General features: G+C 50.1%; 22 protein-coding genes and 1 pseudogene. 3 read left to right on the top strand and 20 right to left on the bottom strand.

The features are described from left to right. Positions 1-2: 2 nt before the first annotated feature. The 17 genes and pseudogenes from NLX71_RS10125 to NLX71_RS10045 all read right to left on the bottom strand — a co-directional run bounded on the left by NLX71_RS10125 (position 3) and on the right by NLX71_RS10045 (position 13,019). Positions 3-284, bottom strand: a complete 282-nt coding sequence (locus NLX71_RS10125; RefSeq protein WP_254363496.1) for a ketopantoate hydroxymethyltransferase — start codon at positions 282-284, stop codon at positions 3-5. Continuing rightward, positions 281-865, bottom strand: a complete 585-nt coding sequence (locus NLX71_RS10120; RefSeq protein WP_254363494.1) for a putative phage tail protein — start codon at positions 863-865, stop codon at positions 281-283. The genes NLX71_RS10125 and NLX71_RS10120 overlap by 4 nt, the downstream gene beginning before the upstream one ends. Next, positions 858-1,937 carry a baseplate J/gp47 family protein gene (locus NLX71_RS10115; protein ID WP_254363492.1) on the bottom strand — a complete coding sequence of 360 codons (1,080 nt, stop codon included), beginning with the start codon at positions 1,935-1,937 and terminating at the stop codon, positions 858-860. Before NLX71_RS10115 ends, NLX71_RS10120 begins: the two co-directional genes overlap by 8 nt. Continuing rightward, a complete protein-coding gene (locus tag NLX71_RS10110) occupies positions 1,930-2,340 on the bottom strand; it encodes a DUF2634 domain-containing protein (protein ID WP_254363491.1) in 411 nt (136 codons plus the stop codon). The genes NLX71_RS10115 and NLX71_RS10110 overlap by 8 nt, the downstream gene beginning before the upstream one ends. Then, complete coding sequence (locus NLX71_RS10105; protein ID WP_254363490.1) at positions 2,337-2,636, bottom strand: DUF2577 domain-containing protein; 300 nt, start codon at positions 2,634-2,636, stop codon at positions 2,337-2,339. The genes NLX71_RS10110 and NLX71_RS10105 overlap by 4 nt, the downstream gene beginning before the upstream one ends. 2 nt (positions 2,637-2,638) lie before the next feature. Then, a complete protein-coding gene (locus NLX71_RS10100) occupies positions 2,639-3,622 on the bottom strand; it encodes an XkdQ/YqbQ family protein (protein WP_254363489.1) in 984 nt (327 codons plus the stop codon). Positions 3,623-3,638: 16 nt separating this feature from the next. Then, positions 3,639-4,418 carry a peptidoglycan-binding protein LysM gene (locus tag NLX71_RS10095; protein WP_254363488.1) on the bottom strand — a complete coding sequence of 260 codons (780 nt, stop codon included), beginning with the start codon at positions 4,416-4,418 and terminating at the stop codon, positions 3,639-3,641. Further along, entirely contained in the window at positions 4,418-6,751 is a 2,334-nt protein-coding gene (locus tag NLX71_RS10090; RefSeq protein WP_254363486.1) for a phage tail family protein, read from the bottom strand. The genes NLX71_RS10095 and NLX71_RS10090 overlap by 1 nt, the downstream gene beginning before the upstream one ends. A gap of 223 nt (positions 6,752-6,974) precedes the next feature. Continuing rightward, on the bottom strand, positions 6,975-7,397 hold the full coding sequence (locus NLX71_RS10085) for a phage tail assembly chaperone (protein ID WP_254363485.1): 423 nt from the start codon (positions 7,395-7,397) through the stop codon (positions 6,975-6,977). Between the two features lie 25 nt (positions 7,398-7,422). After that, complete coding sequence (locus NLX71_RS10080; RefSeq protein ID WP_090672026.1) at positions 7,423-7,896, bottom strand: phage tail tube protein; 474 nt, start codon at positions 7,894-7,896, stop codon at positions 7,423-7,425. Position 7,897: 1 nt separating this feature from the next. Next, positions 7,898-9,217 carry a phage tail sheath family protein gene (locus NLX71_RS10075; RefSeq protein ID WP_254363483.1) on the bottom strand — a complete coding sequence of 440 codons (1,320 nt, stop codon included), beginning with the start codon at positions 9,215-9,217 and terminating at the stop codon, positions 7,898-7,900. Further along, entirely contained in the window at positions 9,218-9,427 is a 210-nt protein-coding gene (locus NLX71_RS10070; RefSeq protein ID WP_254363482.1) for a hypothetical protein, read from the bottom strand. After that, the gene (locus NLX71_RS10065) at positions 9,420-9,848 is read right to left on the bottom strand and encodes a phage tail terminator family protein (RefSeq protein ID WP_254363480.1); all 429 of its coding nucleotides are present in this window, start codon (positions 9,846-9,848) and stop codon (positions 9,420-9,422) included. Before NLX71_RS10065 ends, NLX71_RS10070 begins: the two co-directional genes overlap by 8 nt. Before the next feature lie 641 nt (positions 9,849-10,489). Then, positions 10,490-11,545, bottom strand: coding sequence for an RNA-guided endonuclease InsQ/TnpB family protein (locus NLX71_RS10060; RefSeq protein WP_254363479.1), 1,056 nt, complete (start codon positions 11,543-11,545; stop codon positions 10,490-10,492). Between the two features lie 4 nt (positions 11,546-11,549). Continuing rightward, positions 11,550-11,642 (bottom strand): annotated as a pseudogene (locus NLX71_RS10055) (transposase); the annotation flags it as partial. Positions 11,643-12,114: 472 nt separating this feature from the next. Then, complete coding sequence (locus NLX71_RS10050; RefSeq protein ID WP_254363478.1) at positions 12,115-12,627, bottom strand: RNA polymerase sigma factor; 513 nt, start codon at positions 12,625-12,627, stop codon at positions 12,115-12,117. A 74-nt stretch (positions 12,628-12,701) separates the two neighbouring features. Beyond that, positions 12,702-13,019: a hypothetical protein gene (locus NLX71_RS10045; RefSeq protein ID WP_254363477.1), complete on the bottom strand. Its 318-nt coding sequence runs from the start codon at positions 13,017-13,019 to the stop codon at positions 12,702-12,704. Between the two features lie 260 nt (positions 13,020-13,279). Between NLX71_RS10045 and NLX71_RS10040 the strand changes: the two genes are divergently transcribed. Next, a complete protein-coding gene (locus NLX71_RS10040; RefSeq protein WP_254363475.1) occupies positions 13,280-13,726 on the top strand; it encodes a helix-turn-helix domain-containing protein in 447 nt (148 codons plus the stop codon). Positions 13,727-13,752: 26 nt separating this feature from the next. Next, positions 13,753-14,223, top strand: a complete 471-nt coding sequence (locus tag NLX71_RS10035; RefSeq protein ID WP_254363474.1) for an ImmA/IrrE family metallo-endopeptidase — start codon at positions 13,753-13,755, stop codon at positions 14,221-14,223. Between the two features lie 84 nt (positions 14,224-14,307). On the opposite strand, the gene NLX71_RS10030 is transcribed toward NLX71_RS10035, so the two are convergent. After that, the gene (locus tag NLX71_RS10030; RefSeq protein ID WP_254363473.1) at positions 14,308-14,742 is read right to left on the bottom strand and encodes an ArpU family phage packaging/lysis transcriptional regulator; all 435 of its coding nucleotides are present in this window, start codon (positions 14,740-14,742) and stop codon (positions 14,308-14,310) included. A 194-nt stretch (positions 14,743-14,936) separates the two neighbouring features. Here NLX71_RS10030 and NLX71_RS10025 point away from each other — a divergent pair, with 194 nt between their 5' ends. Then, positions 14,937-15,608 carry a helix-turn-helix domain-containing protein gene (locus NLX71_RS10025; protein ID WP_254363472.1) on the top strand — a complete coding sequence of 224 codons (672 nt, stop codon included), beginning with the start codon at positions 14,937-14,939 and terminating at the stop codon, positions 15,606-15,608. Positions 15,609-15,646: 38 nt separating this feature from the next. On the opposite strand, the gene NLX71_RS10020 is transcribed toward NLX71_RS10025, so the two are convergent. After that, positions 15,647-16,243 (bottom strand): MFS transporter, encoded by a 597-nt coding sequence (locus NLX71_RS10020; RefSeq protein WP_254363471.1) that lies wholly within the window; start codon positions 16,241-16,243, stop codon positions 15,647-15,649. 41 nt (positions 16,244-16,284) lie between these two features. Then, on the bottom strand, positions 16,285-16,659 hold the full coding sequence (locus tag NLX71_RS10015; RefSeq protein WP_254363470.1) for an MFS transporter: 375 nt from the start codon (positions 16,657-16,659) through the stop codon (positions 16,285-16,287). Between the last annotated feature and the right edge of the window lie 108 nt (positions 16,660-16,767).

The following is a 16,767-nucleotide window of genomic DNA, read 5'->3' as shown; positions in this document are numbered from 1 at the left end:
CCCTACACCTCCCTCACCGTCACCGTATGCTTAATCACCGTATCGCTCGTGATCGGCACATACGCTTCGTTAGAGCTTACGACTTGCCCTTTGCTGCTTCCCAACTCGATCAGCTTTACTTCGGCCACCGATCCGGCGGGGATCATATACTCCAGCTCCACGATGCCTGCTTCCACTTTTTTGATCCGGAACGTATTGATCTCGTAACTCCCGTTCAGCACCACTTTTTCAATTTGCGTATTCGTAAATTGAGCCAGCTCGCTAATAAACGTCGTAGGAATCATTTCACCTGTACCTCCTTGCCACGATTGGCGAATCGGGTGCTGCCCAGCTTCCACGTCGTGGAGAGCCGGGTCTTCCGGGTAAGCGGCGTTTTCCAAATGTGCTCCTCCAGCCCGACGCGGTCGGCCAGAGAAGTCGCCTGGTTGTATACAAGGTTCGCCGGTTTGACGATTTGGACCGTATGCTCGATCTCCTTGAAATACGCCGCATCGGGCACACCCATCGTAATTTTCAAAACAAAATTTTGCCCGTCCACTTCCACCTTCGCCACACCTTGCCCGATGAGAGAATCCAGTCGGCTTTGCAGATAGCGGACGGTGAACGGCGGGCGCGTGGAATAACGGTTAATCAGCCGGTTTCGGCGGAACTCCAGCGTTTCCACCGCCGAGTCCGCGCGAATGCCGACCATGTCCTCCCGACGCTTGATCACCCATTCCTGCGCCGTCGTGACGAACTGGTTGTCCAAAAACTGCCGGACCGCGTGAGCTATCGCCTCGATTTCCTCGTCCTCGGTGCGGGTCAGCTCCTTCATTTCCTTGATCTCGTGAAAATGCTCCGGCAAATAATCCATCAGCTTAGACATGCAGCTTCACCGTCCCCATCTGCGGGATTTTCTCCGTGGACAAAGTCATGTTCGCCGTCTGATCATTCAAGCGAGTACCCTTCACATCGTTAACCCCGGATACGGTCAAAATACGCGCATCAATCTGGCTGATCCGGACAGTCAGCTGAGATTCTTCCGCCCAGGTTTGGCGCAGCCCAAGCAAATATGCAGAAATCGCTGCCTCAATCTCTCCCTGCACCTGCCCGACGGACACAGCGGCTGCAAGAGTAATCGTGGTCTCCACGTCGAGCTTCACGCTTTGTACGCCGTCAATCGTGACGGTATGGCCCATCGGAGCCAGCCCCCAGCCTTTGCCCTTGTTCACCGTAGGGTCTATAGCTGTCTGCACTTCTTCGATCAAAGCAGCGGACGGCGGATTAAAGTCGCTGCCCAGCAAGGTACATTTGACCGTTCCGCCTCCCTGCCATGCCGGGAAGATTTTGACCCCGCCGACGCCGGGAATATTGCCGATCTTTTGCTTGTAATCCGCCACGTTTCCCCCGAACGGCTTCTCCTTCTGCCCTTGGAAAAACCGCTTCCGCAGCGCTTCGTCCGTCTCTTCGTCCTCACCCGGGACAAGCACGTCGGCCAGCTCAGCGCGGACAAGTCCGGCGATATAATCGATGGGCAGCAGCGCGCCGAAATAATGGTTCCCGGTAGCGCCGGCCGTTTCGCATTCCAGCTCGAACACACCGGCAGCAACCCGGCGAACGACCGCATACCGGAGGTCCCCGGCGCCGAATCGGCTGCCGACAGGCACATCCGCCGGGGCGTCGGCATTCCCGTAAAATAGCCCCTTGCGGCGCGCTTTGCTTGCCTTTTCGCGTTCAACCCCGAACTCGGCCGTCCGCCGTTCCAAAAATTCGTCGCTCGACGTATCCGCAAGCGAAAGGTCCAGATTCGTATCCAGCTGAAAATACATCTCCGTCAGCTCCAAAGCGGCCGGCGCAAGGGCATCATAGATGATACTGCCCTCCCGCTTGTCCACGTCTGCCGGCACGCGGGAAAGCATCCGGTTCAAAATCGTTTGGAACGTCTGATGTTCATACACCCGCTCCCACTCCTTTCGTCATCTCAAAACTGCCGTATTGCGATACGACAGTGAACGAAGCCGAAGCCTCGTCCCCCATAACCGTGATCCGCATGTCCTGCACATCCCGAATCCGGTCGTCCTGCATGAGCGCCGCCCGGATGCGCCGATAAAGCTCCGCCTGCACGAAAGCGGGCTCCCGTCCAAGCAATCCGGAGAACTCGCGGCCATAGTTGTCGCTATAAATCAAATACTCATAACGCTCTGTCTCCAAAATGAGCTGCGCAGCCTGCTTGACCGCATCCAGCCCGTCGGTCATACCGACGATCCGGTTCATCGCGTTATCCAACCGGTAAGTCCGGCTGGGAAGCTGCGTCATTTCCACGTTCCGGTTGTTTCCCAGCACACCGCCTTGCGGAATCATGCCGTCACCACCCGATCCACAATGACGTACTGCTCTCCACCCTGCATGCGGAGTAAAATGACGCGGTTACCCGACTTCAAGCCTTCCCGGATCACGATCTCCTGTCCTCCAACCGTCACCCGGTAGTCCGTCAGTTGCTCTGGAACAATTAAAAAATCCTCCGTCAGCGTGAAACGCGGGTCAACGTTCACCTTCAGAGGACTTTCGCTAATTACTGTTCCGTACAATACGGAAACGGGGTTGCCCGCCTCAACAGCATCGAGACCCGCTTGTTTGATTAGATTTAAGAGTCCCATTCCTACCTCTTCCTGATGTCAAAATCGACCAGTTCCAAACTCATGGTATGATCGGCGCTGCCATCAAATTTATGTGTGCATTCATTGACCAGGTAACGCTGGTTAATCCCGAGCTCTTGCATGTTAATCAAGACGTAACATCCCGCACGGACCCGGATATCGCCGAGAGCGTCGAGCTGAAACGTCTTTTGCTCGCGATTTTTAAGCTTCAAAAGATTGTCCAGCATTTCATTGATTTTCGGTACGCTGACATTTTCATCAACGGTCTGGTAATGCTGCAGCCGCCCCCACTTGGCAACGCTATTGCTGTCCTGGAGGATGTAATTAACCCGCTGCTTGTTTTTCTTATTTTCTTGAAAAATTTTCACAAAGTTGCTTGTTTTATCGAGGGAACGCTTTTGCTTGTAATCATAGACTAAGCTTCCATCCCCAAGCCAAACATCCAAGGTCATCGAATACGCATTGCGAAGAGACAGTTCCCCGAAATCGTCAAAGAAAACATACATTTTTTTCGTATCGATTAACGTTTTGGTAAGTGCCTTGCAAATAATGTCCAACAATTTACTGTTACTTTCGCTGATCTTTGGGATCTGGTACCCCGTATCGTCCAGCTTGCCTACCTTTAGCTTGAAATCTTTGGCAATTTCCTGGATTAAGGCTGTCGCGGTAATATTCGTACGCGTGTAGGTATCGTTGGCCAACAAATAACGAATTTGATCATAGGCTGTAATTTTTACAGTTTCATCTCTGCCGCTATCGATAGAGAAAATATATCCGTAAAACACGTTATGGCCGCCCAGCCTCACCCGAATAATGTCTCCAAGATTATACTTGAATTTTTCGGATTCGTAGAAGCCTCCTTTGATCAAGGTCATTTCAAAGCTGGAAGCTTGTCCGGCCCGGGTCGTTTTGTAGGTTGCTTCGGAAACGATTCCGGAGAGATCCCACAGTAATCCGTCTTTGTTATCAATTTCAATTTGGAGCATCGTTTCGTATTCCTCCTTACTTGGGCGGTAGCTTGAGTACCATGCCGATCGGAAGATACCTAAGCTTGGAATTACGGATTCTATTCAGCTTTTGAATATCGCGGGCACGGGAACTATCATTGTAAAATTTTAAGGCTACCTTAATGAGCCAGTCGTCTTTAACAAGAGCGTATGTCTCCGGAATAACCCGCTCCTTCGGACGCTCCGGCTTCTGGATGAGGGCCGTTTCCCCATTGGCATCTACAACAATCGGGATATTTCGTGCAGAATAAAAGACGTATTCCTTGAGCGACAGCGAATATTCGATATCGCCCGGGGAACCGGCAACTTCCTTCCACTCGAACTTTTCGATCGAGGCCGGAAAGTTGAGGTCTCGATCGCCTTCCTTATCCAGTGTGCCGTCTTCGCGTTTACGACGAACGATATACATAAAACGGATCGGATGCTTGGTCTCCATCCATTTGCGGATATCTCTCACGTATTTCATCGGGCTATGAATTCCATCGCTCAGATACTGATAATCTTTATTGAATTCACGGATGCCCTGTACAATAAACGGATAGTTATGCGATTTTGAGGGAAAAAAGCTGCTGAAGCTCACCGTCCTCAGCTTCGGGCTCTGAATGACATTAATTTCGCCCGCACGCGTCTCCTCTGTCCCCCCGCCTTTACCGACGATGTTGTACGTTTTCCCTTGGCCTTCCTCCGAAATTTCGATCGATTCCGGGTTGACCGGCAGCCGCCAGCCTTCGGCCTGATTATTAAAGCTCAAATAAATAAAATAATGGTCTTCCATCACGCGTACACCCCTTGAGCGGAATTTGCGATTTCGCGCGACATCACTTCTTCAATGCGCCTGATCATTTCGTTCGTATCAGTCGGCTGGTGAATATCCCCAGTGGTCACCTGTACGGTCGGTGTCAGTGTTACAAAGTTTTGGATGCTCTGAATTTCAGCCAAATCCCGCATAACCTCAAGGTCTTCGACGGCAACCTCGACTGTGCCATTGATTTCGCCGATCTCGTTTACGCGGTTAATGTTAGGAAGCTCGGAGCCGGGCTGTTTGGCAAGTGGAAAGTTTTTCGGTACATTAGTCCACTTTTTTACTCGTTCTTTGATGTCATTGGTCTTGTCATCAGGATTACCTACAACAGGTGGCATGATTGTGTTCATTAACTTTTGACCTTCGCCAATTGCATCGAAAGTGCTTTTTTGCCCCATGCGGCGATTGGAATAATCGACCACATCTTTGTCCGTCTTCGGCTTTAATTTTTCAAGCTCCACTTCGAATCTAGGGATAGGAGGAATTTCAGTCCCTGCAAAACCATTGAATTTCTCAATTAACCAATTTACCCCATTGACGGCGTCATTAAGAAAATTACTGAAGTATTCGTGTAAACTTAGAAATATATCGTAAAACAATTTTTTAAGCGCATATGCCGGATCAGTAAGAACATTTGCAAAAAATTCAGCAAAAGCAACCAAAATGTTCCAACACACTGCAAAGTAGTTGTTAATGGATGCTGCCAAGCTCATAAACAACCCAACTACAAAGCCTATAACTTGGCTCGTTGAAATCCCAAAATAATTTAAAATTTCTAGAAGTAATACAATAGCTGCAATAACCAAAAATACTGGCCATAAAGCGGCAAACCATTGCACCAACCATATACCTGCCAGTACCAATAAAACGATACCAAGGGCTACCAGTATATTTTGAACAAGTCCAAAATTATTAACGAGAAACTGCACTACGGTTGACACTACGTTGGCAATTACTGCAAAACCAGCTTTCATACCATCAATGAAAGATTTAAATTTTCCATTTTTAAAAGCTTTGTTAATATTTTCGATCACTTCCCCAAACGCCTGAAAAGCAGCTTGACCTATTTCGGCAAAGGCATTCTTGACATTGGTTACCAGCGTTCCAACTTGTTCCGTGGGACTATTAAGCATATCTTCATAAGCTTGTGTCCCCATATTGTTCATTTCAAAAAGCTTATCCACTCCCGAAATAAATCCTTCTTTGTCGCCTTTCTCAGCAAGTTTGTCCAATTTGAGCTCACTCACTTGGTTTTCGCTCATGCCAAACCGTTTAGCCAAAGAGGCCATTGAAACCGGATCCCCGCTCAGCGCCTCTTTTAAAGCTAAACCATTAGCCTGAATTCCTTGGTTTTCAGGATCGAATGTCGCCAAACGATGAGCAAGCTTACTCAGTTTACTGATCTGATCCGCATTTTGTGCTACAGGCATGAACGTTAAAGCAGTAGACAAGTAGTCATTTACATCTACTCCCAAATTCAACGCTTCCGCTTTGTAGTATTCAAACATGGATTCGCCAAATTTATCATTCTTCTTATCGCCTCCTGCTCGTTCAATGAACATATCTTTTCTCTTTTGCTGTTCCATGGCTCCTCCAACGGTAGCTTGATACAGCTTCTGCCCGTTTTCGAGGCTTACAACAGAGCCAACCATGGATCCAAATTTTTGAAACGATTTTTTAACAGTTGGTGCAGCTGCATTAACTACTCCCAATAAATTTTTCAACCATTGTCTTACGTTAGGGAGCGGCAACCGGATCTGGCTGTTCTGCAAGACTGTTGAAATATATTTCCTTAACTTTCCAAAGCCAGACAAAATCGCTTCATTGCCTTGTTTAAACCTTTTCAGCACGCCTGTAAAAGCATTTAACAACACTTGCTTTATTGCCACTGCAGCTTGGGCTATCGGTTTTAAATTAAGAGAAGGCAATTTGAATTGCTTTATAATCTGGAATACTTTATTAACCGTTGCCCCGAGATTGCGGAACATTGCGGCTATTTTTCCCGGCGATCGCTGAAGCTGTTGAAGTGCGGACAAGTTGCCGGAGATGTTAATCGTTACGTTAATAACGATCTGGATCTTCGAAGACGGTATATTTAGGGAAGGCAATCGAATCTGGCGTAATTTTTGTATAATATTGTTCTTCAGATTATTCACCCATGCGCCTACAGCTCCGGACACTCGTTGAAATTGCAGGAAAGCCATTGTGCTTATACGCAAAATACCTGCCCGAGCAGATTGCACTAACCTTGGAACCTGCCCAAATGACTTTGCCACGCTTTTAAATATTTGGAGACCAAAATTCACATTCCTACCTCCTTTCTACAACCTAAAAAGAAGCGCCTCCTAAGAGACGCTCCCTATAACCCTTTTTTAGCGCGGGCGCGTTTTTCTTTCTCCACCCGCACGTCGATCATGGCGTAGATCGCGGCCCTTTCGCGCCGCGACATCGCCATGAGATCCTGCGGTAAAATGTGAAGCTCGTGGAGGGCATAGTAGGCGTAATTCGCCTCGCCTGCGCCCTCGTTGATTAGTTTTTTACTTCGTCAACCAGCTCGTTCATATCTTTGTCGAAGCCGTTGAGCTCCTGCACCTTTTGGAGCAGGTTCGCATACTCCCCGGGGAGCAGCATTTTGCGCAGCAGCGACTCGGCGCCAAGCACGCCGTACGATTGCTGCAATTCCGCATCCTTCAGGTTCGGGAAAACGACGCTGTTCACGGCCAGCTTCGCGATATACTCATTCTGGTCGATTTCGGTGGTATAGCTGCCGCCTTTGCCTTTGACGCGCTTCGTGACGGCTTTGCGCACCGCCTCGTTCTCCTCCTCCGTCATGCTGCAGAGATGCCACGGCACCGGAACACCCTCCCGGTCCTTGAATCGTTCCGAAACGACAACCTCCTCAATCGTGCTCGTTTCTGCATTTTGGGCAAAAAATACGCTTAAATCGCTCATGAATTATGTCCTCCAGTTTTTGAGATTAGCCCGCAGTAGGGGCGTTGAATCGATCTTTAATTTCAATACCGTCGAAGGTGAAGGCAATTTCCTCCTCCAACGCATCGCTTCCGGTATCGAGAGATGCCATAATGACACTGTCCAGGTTGACATTTTTAATAATAACGGTTTGCATTCCAACCGAAGAGGAAGGGTCTTCGTTCGATACCGTAATATCAAAATAAGTGTCCCTTCCGTTGACCATATATTCTCTCATCAGATCACGGAAAAGCGTAGTGATATAGTAAATCGTCATGCTGCCGGTGCCTTTCCAGCCTTTCGCCTTGCTTTGCGTTCCCCGGCGGCCGAGCGCCTTGATTTCCGCTTTTTCTTTCTCGACCTTGGCTTCCAGCTTCTTGACATAAAACATTTCTTCTTTATTTCCGTTAATCGTTGCGTAAGCACGGCCTTCTTGACCGCTAATCGTATCGCGAGCACGTAACACTTTTTGTTCTGCCATGTTACTTCACCGTCACTTTCATGTAGATTTTTTCGATCGAATCAACCGGCTGGATATGCAGCTCCACATACACACTGTCGACATCCTGACCTTGGATGACTTTCACGTCGGTTTGCGAATTGAAGTTTTGGATCGCCGCATTCGCCTGCAGCGTTCTCAGGTAAGTAACAACCTCGTTCCACAGCAAATTGCGACCGTCATGATCGTTGTTCACCTTGCCGATATAGAATGTCTCGAAAATCCGCTTAATATCGTTGGCAATGCCGTCGAGCGCGCGGATCACGCGGTTTTTGGAGAACGCTTTGCCCTTCGTCGGCAGGAAGCTTTTGAACGTGTTCAGGTCCTGCTCAACGATGGCACGACCTTTGTTTTGCACAAAAACAACCTCGCCGCCGCGCAGCGCGGATTCGATTTGAGAGTTCGTGTAACGGATGTCCGCATCGACCGCATCGTCATACGCTTGGTACGTCAGCGATTGGTTCACCTGCGCTCCAGCTGTTGCCGCAGCTACCCATACCGTCGCTTTCACCGCATCCAGAACGGTGCCGTCCGTCAGCACGACGCCGTTTTTGACGCTGATGATGCCTTCGAAGTCGGCTGCCGGATAGTTTTCCAGCACGGCCTGCACCTTCTTGCCTTCGGTGTCTCTTAGCCGCTTCACGAATGCCGTGTACACGGATTTCAACGTAGCGTCGCCGGACGCAAGCGCCATCGTTTGGAAATCGAACACTTCGATTGCCGCGAGATAGTCGGTATGGTCCTGATTCGTTACGGTGCCATCTGCACCGCTAGTGAGCGAAGCGCCCGCCGTCGTCGGGGAAGAATCGCCCTTGCCGTAGAATTCGACCCAATCGTTCGCTTTCAGCTCATTAATGTCTACCACGGTCTGGATATCAAGCACCTGCCCTGCCAGCAGCGTCTTCACGTCGAATTTCTTACTGTCGTCGATATTCGCCTGAACGACGACGGACAAATCGTTGCCGCGCACGCCGCCGTGCTTGGCCGTCACCGTCAGTGCGCCGACCTTCGCCTCCGCCTTCGTTCCCGCATTCAAACGATACAGCAGCACCGTTTTGGCGCGTTTCAAAGCCTCCCGAACCAGCAGCAGCTGAGGCGCTGTGATATCGTAGCCGAGCATCGTTTTCACATCGTCGCCCGCGTTGATCGTTAGCACTTTTTTCGCTTCGCCCCAGCCGAGCGGCAGCGCCATCGTCATAATCCCGCGGTCGCCGGCTGTTCCGGCCGGTTTTCCTTCACCTTCGAAATTGATGTACACCCCTGGGCGTACTTTGTTTTGAGTTGTCCATGTTCCGCCTGCCATCTATTCCACCGCCTTATTCAAAAATTGTTCGATTTGTTGTTTGACCTGGTCGGTCGTATACGTTTCTTCATCGTGAAGCAGAGCGTTCAGCAAATCCTTTTGCTGCGCCGTAAACAGCTTCGACTCCAAAAACTGCTGCTTCGTATAAGCAGGCAAGCTCCCCTGAGCCGCAATCGTTTCTTCCATCATGCCTGTCTTTTGTTCAATCATGTCGGATATGTTCCTCCTGTACTAAATTTCGCATCGTAGGCACAGCCTCTTTCAGCCGTATCATATGAACCTCGAAGCTGACGAAAAAATGAAGCACGTTGTCCGTCAACGTGTAGCGCATGCCCGAGCCGCGGTACGGTTGACCTTCCCACGGGATCAGCTCAAGCTGCTCGTACAACGTATCCCGGACCGTCTCGCAATCGCGGATCAACTGCGGACTGCCCGGAACCGGAAAGTAGGCGATGTTGAACGTCCCCGTCCGGATATACCGCCGGTTCATTCCGTGCTTCTGCGCACCTTCCGTTTGCCGAACAAAAAAAGCAGGCTTCGTGAAGCCCTGCTCGACCTGTTCGGTATAGACGCTCACGGCCGGAAACAATGCCTTGAGCCGTTTCGCGATCCCCTGCTTAATTTCTTCCACGTTCACCACCCCAATAGAAGCCGGAAAATCGAAGCTTCATGAATTGCCGCAGCCTGCGCTTCCTTCCGCCCGGCAGCGGCGCACACCTCAAAGGTTGCTCCGGAAATCGCCTGCTTGAACTGTACCAACCAGTTGGCGCAACCGCTCCATATCCTCCCTCCCCCTGAAGCCTAATCTTGTGCGGCGGAGCGAATGCAAAAAGAGCCGCATCGCTGCGACTCTTTCGTTCGTGTTCCCCTTAGCACAATTATCTTACATTAACATCATAGCACGGGAAAACCGCACTTCGTTACAAAGGTTGTCCATCGTTATTCCAACGCATTTGCAGCGATATTCCGACGTTTTTCCAACAAGCCCGCCTTTCTCAACTCAGCCCCCAGCCTCGATTCTTGCTACCTCCGCATGCAGTTCCCTAGCGGCATCCCGCACTTCCTCACACGACGAATCGCAAAGCCGGCGAATATCTTCTTTATATAGAAGCAAAATTTGCGCCGTATAGTAAACGAAGCTTTGAGCCTCCAACACGGCAAAAGCCGTGGGATTCTTAGCTAGTTAACGCACGCAGGCCATTTCTGTTTTGTGCCGACTGCTAAGTTAAGAGCTAGCTCATTAGCTCATCCTAGATCAGAGCGTATAGCTATCTAGGCTGATAGACTGTTACCATCTATCACAGGTTGGCGCAGGATGTTGATCGCTCCAACCCTGTCGCGGTGTGCGCGATACCCGCATGAACACTCATACGTTCGGTCCTTTGCCTTGTTCCGTTTCTCGCAGTTTGGACACGTTTGGGAGGTGTACGCTGAATTGACTTCGATGATGTTGATCCCCGCCAATGCCGCTTTGTATGCGATAAACGTTTGCAATTGATAGAACGTCCAGTTATGCAAGTTTTTGGTGTTTTTACGACTTGTTCTTGTCGTTTGGCGAAGGTTCGTCAGCTTTTCCAGCTTGATGACTGATACTTGTTCTTCAATCGCCATGTTCACGATCTTTCGGCTGATTTTGTGGTTTTGGTCTTTCATGTAGCGATGTTCTTTATTTTCTTGCTTACGAATCGCTGACAGCTTCTTTAACTTGCCCATCTTTCTTCTGCGCTCTTTGTATTTACGGCGTATGTACTTGTTCTGTCTGCCGTTGCCAACAAATTTCGTCTTCCCTGTTGAGATGACAACAACGGCAGGGACTTTTAAGCCCAAGTCAATTCCCATCGCGACATCGCCGGTTGATTGTTCTGTCTTTCTTTCAACAGAAATTTGTACGTACCACTTGCCCGACTTCTCAACCACTTTTAAGAGGCCCAGCTTGCCGCCGGATAGCAATCGTTGGTCGCGTTCCGTTACACGAGCCGAAATCTTGAGCCGCTGTACGTTCCCATCCAACATCACAGGAAATGCAACGCTACGGTCACCAAGTGAATAGTTCTGGTTATTGACGTAGTAGGCTCTACGCTTGAGAACCGGACGTTTTCCTTGCTTTTTCGTCTTGTTATGAATGCTTCGCGCATCTCGAATGGCTTGGTTCTTTACGGCGGATGGAAGTTTGGCATCGACATCCTTGGAGGTGAGCTTTGGAAATGCGCCCGATGCTTCCGCTTGTTCGGTGAGGAGATTGACCGTTTTGATGTATTCGTCCCCCATCTCCTTCAGCAGGGAAACATCGTTTGGGAATATTCGAATTTGAACGGTTACGGTTTGCATGGCTTCACCCCCTTTTCTTTTGTTCTTCAACATAACGTTGGATGGTTTCACTCGAAACATTCCCTGCCGTGCTGACAAAATAGGAACGTGTCCAAAGGCTTGGCAAATGCTCCAAGTGCTTAAATTCTTGACGCAAAACATTGCGAGGTCGTACCTTTTAATTTTACCACACAAAATGATAGTTGATGAGTGATACGGTTGTTGTCGTTCTTCTATATTGTTATCCCATACACCGATTGTGTCAGTTTAAACCTAAAAACTGCAACAACATGAAACAATGTAGGACAATTAAGCTGTCTAAAGACAGCCCTTGTCCTAAGCCGATTCATCCCATGCCTAAAGGCAAGGGATGAATCGGCTAAGATCTGTAAAATGCCTGATCGGAGACGGGATCGTCCTCCCAACGTTCCTCGTCTTCTTCCTCGTCTACCGGCCAAATCCTCTTGAAGCATCGATTTCTCCTCGTTTCCTCTTTATTGAAAATTAGCTTCATTATAGCACAGGAGAATCCCGCCGCACGGATCAAGCAGACCGATAACGTAAAAAAAGAGCCGTAGACCGCTGCGACTCTAGCTAATCAATATTCCGTATTCCTTCAACGCTTTGCGTCTCCAGCCATAGAAGGTGGATAGGGAGATGCCCAGCTCGCAAGCGATGTCATGCGGCTCGTTTCCATCCAGGTAAAGCAATTTGAGCACTTGCGCGTATTCGTGTTTCAAATCGTCCAGAGCGTCCAGGGCATGCTCCATTCGCTCCTTTTGCCGTTCCAGCTCTTGCAGCTCAGCTATCCGCGCCAATACCCCCTGATAGCCGTCCGACGTACCCAACAGCCCTTCCAACAGCGCCTTGATGTTCGCCTCCGTGCTTCGCAGCGCTTCCTGATCTGCGCCGGATGCCGACAGCTTCCGCCACTGCCGGTGCACGTCTTGCAGCTGTCCATCCTGAACAATCGTGCCGAGACGCATCCCGCCGCTGACAGGAAACTTCTCAAGCATCTTGATTCGTCCGACAAGCCGTTTATATCCACGAAGCCGATCTATAGCCATTTTTTCGTAATTTAGTTCGACATTAAGCATCATCATTCCGGTTTGTTCCCCTCTCGTCATGCTCTGGAAGTATGTCCGATTGAACTTACAGATTAACCTTGCGGCACCGTTCACCCGAGCTTTTCCGCCGCGTGGAGCAGCTCGTCAAAATATTTCGTTGGAACGTCCGGCAGCCGTTCGGCGCCGTAGTGCCGGAGGAGCGCCCGAATTTCACATTGACGTCCGGCTTGAACGAGCCCGGCAAGCTTCGTCCGGAGCATCTCCAAAGTCACCGATTGACGCAGTTCCCCAGGCCCTGCTTGCACACGGTAAGCCTGCTCCGCCTTGCTGCTCTTCACCGTTTTTGCCGCAACCTGCCGCCGCTCCCTCACAGGGTTAACCGGTTGAGCCGCGTTTGCAGATTCAAGGTTTTGGACGTGATTCGTCATATTCGAGGCGCCTCCATTCATGAGCATAGCGTTCGTTTTGTAAAACCAAGAATAAGCTATTAGCTTCAAAAACACAATCTCTTAATTTCAGCATATAGAGGAATTATCGCACAAATATATCCATAAAACAATCTATTTGCTTAATTTATCTCCCATTTTCTTCATTATTAAGTTGTTCCAGGTTGATTTTTAAGCTAAAAGCTGATACAATGGAAACAAGCGTTCTATTAAAAGCCAGTTCAGAAAAGGTGAAGTGTCTTATGGGGAATCGGGTGCGGGACATTCGAAAAGCAAGGAATATGGCGGGGACCGTTGTCGCCGAGCTGTTGAACATTACGCCTCAATATTATTACGAGATCGAAAGGGGAAAAAAACGGCTGAGCGCCGATATGGCCGGCAAGCTCGCTTCCCATTTTCAAGTGACGACGGATTACCTTCTGGGCTTGTCCGATGAACCTTCACCGAACGTATCGTTCATGGAGGAGAAGCGGGGCACGTCTCCCTTGACACCCAAAGAAGAGAAGGACATCGCCCGTGATCTTGAACGAATGCTCAGCGATCTCGAGTCCGACGAAGCTCTTGCTTTTCATGGCGAAACCTTGGATGAGGAGAGTAAAGAATTGCTGCGAATATCGCTAGAGAATTCCATGCGGCTTGCCAAGCAGTTAGCGAAACAGAAGTTTACCCCGAACAAATATCGAAAATAAAATCGGTACGGGAGTAGATAAAACAGATGCGAAATTCGAAACAAGCAGCCTTGCAACTGATTAAAAAGTACGGAACAAACAACCCTTTCAAAATCGCATCTCAGAAAAACATCCTTGTTCTCTTTGAGCCGCTCGGCAACATTCTCGGTTACTTCAGCACGTACAAGCGCATCCGCTTCATCCATATCAACCAAGGCTTGGATAAATCCGGCCAGCGCTTTACGTGCGCGCACGAGCTTGGGCACGTGCTCCTTCACCCCAAGGTGAATACACCTTTCCTTCGCACGAACACGCTCGTTTCGATCGACCGGATCGAGAGCGAAGCTAACCAGTTTGCCGTCGAGCTGCTGATGCCCGACGAACTCATTCTGGGCGGCATGACGATCTACGAAGCCGCGGCAGCCAGCGGCGTACCGCAGGAAGTGGCGCATTTAAAGAGCCTCCCGAAGCGGCAGCCCGGCATCTGGAAAGACGAAGACACGCATTTTACCATCTAACGAGCGAAAGTAAAACAGTTAGCCGGTGCTCCTCAGTCGTAGGAAACACCGGCTTTTTTCAATATAATTCAGTTGCTTACTGTGCTATGTCAGCTCGAACCCGCAATCCACTTCCAGGAATAAAGCCATTTCGTACATCGCCGCAAGCCGGTTTCGGTCATACGTATCCTTGAACATACTCAGCCTGTCACATACCTGCGTATCCGTCGGCGTATTGTGCCGCATATACCGCGTTTCGATGATCGACCGCTGCTTGTCCGGCAGCAGGCTCAGCGCGATTTCCACGGAATCGCACACGTAACTGCGGTGCATTTGCTCGTTGACGTTGTACACCGCGATCTGCGCGGTAGGATCGCTTACCGCATTCGTCGCCCCGTGGTACCGTGGGTCGTAGCTGGCGGTAACCCGGGCTTCGCGGCGTTCGAAGCTGCTGTATTTGTAGCTCCGGTACAGAGCCAGCCGTTCTTCCATAGCTGCGCGGACGGCTTTCTTTTGCGCAAGCGTGAGCGTATCGTTCATAGCGACCACCTTTCGATTCACCCGCATCGTTATTGTTGCTGCGGACAAGCATTCCGCAGGCTGCTGTTCATCGTTTCTTGTTTTGTGTTAGTAACATTATCACACATTCTTGCTATTGGCAACAATATTCGCGAGATTGTTTACTAATAGCAAGTAAAAGTGTATAATAGAAGAACAAGAAAGGATGTGCGCGGATGAACGTTCAGCAATTCGGAGCCTATTTAAAAAGCTTAAGAGAATCCAAAGGGCTGACGCTTACCCAGTTGGGCGATCGGATCGGCTACTCGAACCCTTATTTGTCCCAGATCGAAACAGGCAAGAAAAAAAACATGCCCTCGCCCGAGCTGTTGGAGAAGCTGGTCGAACCGCTGGGCGTCGAGTATGCCGACCTGATGGCGGCCGCCGGTTATCGGAAGCTCGCCGACACCCACAAGTACCGGCAGGCGTTCCAAGACCTGCTCGATATTCTCGGTATTGACCTCGACGGGATCGTTCATGCCCTTCCCCTCATTCCCCGGACGGCCATCAAACGATTGGAACAGGAATATCGCCCGTTCTTCGGCGACGATTTTGAGATTACGCCGGACACGCTGCAAGCTTTGCTTCAGCAAGATCCGCCGAAGGTGGAGATTTACAAGCTGATCGGCCAATTGGAAAACATAGCGGAGCAGTTCCGAACGATAGGAGCGGACGCCGAAAAAACCGATACCCAGACGCTTGAGCATCTGTACGATATCGGCAAGTCGCTCCAATACGTGAGCGGCCTTCACTACAACGGCCACCTGCTCACCGATCAAGACCGGGAGCGCATTCTGGGGATGCTCAAGCTGCTGTTCCCGCAATACGAGGAGCAGGCCAACGATTGAGAAGGGGCGCTACAGGTGTTCGCGCTCCAGCAAAGCCCCTATTTTCGAAGCTGTAGCTGCACGAACCCGTACACAGATGACACGAGCAGCACGCAGCCGGAGATGATGTAAACTAACCGAACGCCGATAACGTCTGTTACGATTCCGATCACGGCAATGGAGAGCATCGAGATGAGCTGGACCAAGGTAGACCGGGCTGCCGCCACTTTAAGCAAGGTATGCTCGTCCGAGCTATTTTGAATCATCGATTCTTGCGCCAGATCGCGGATCTGATAAGCCAGCCCCATCAACAGGACGAGCAGCAGCGCCAGCATGCTGTTCGATACGAACCCGTACAGCAGTGTCAGCACACCGAACAAAGACGCTCCCAGCAGCATACTCATGGTCAGCTTTCCCTGCATCCGGCGGGAAAGCCGAAGGACGATCAACCCGCCGACGATGGTGCCTAAATAGTAACCGCCGTTAATATACCCCCACCAGGCTTCTCCTTCGTGCAAAGCCTCTTTGACAAAGGTTAACGTGACGGCTCCGATCCAGATCGTGCCGACCCAAGATTCGATCAGATCCATCATGACGAGCACGCGCAGTCCTTCATGCCTGTAAAGAATCTTCCAGCCTGCCGTTAATCCGGACACGAATCCTTGTCCCGTTCGAAGTTCCGTCGTTTCATGCTGCTTCAATAGAAATAAGAGCTTTTCACAGGCGAGAACCAGCCGTTAAAAAAAGAAATGATCGCGAGCAGCACCATGATGACAATCAAGCTCGAGGCGGAAACGTCCTGCGTCAGCATCAGCGCAAGACACAGGAGAACAACCAGTTGCGTCGTTTGCGAAAAGATCAGCAGTACCGGAAGCCGAAACCGGTCGGCAAACGACGGCAAAATAACGCCGCTGACCATTCGCGAAATGGCGCTGATTAACGTCACGGCAGCGGACAACGCCGTCGAACCGGTCTGCGTGTACAGATGCATGACCACAACCATCGTATAGAGCGCAAAGCCAAGATTGGTTGCCGTTTGGCTGACCAATAAAGCATAAAATGAACGGTTCAAGCGCAATCCCCTGACTAAATATACTTTTTGTCACGCCTGTTGATTAACCAACTTTTGGGTTATCAAGACGCGACAAATAGACGTATTTATCCAGAATCCTAGTAACAG

This window comes from Paenibacillus sp. MZ04-78.2 (assembly GCF_024213375.1).
Lineage (GTDB): Bacteria > Bacillota > Bacilli > Paenibacillales > NBRC-103111 > Paenibacillus_G.
Note: the sequence above shows the minus strand (reverse complement) of the source record. Positions and strands in the feature narration are given on the sequence as shown.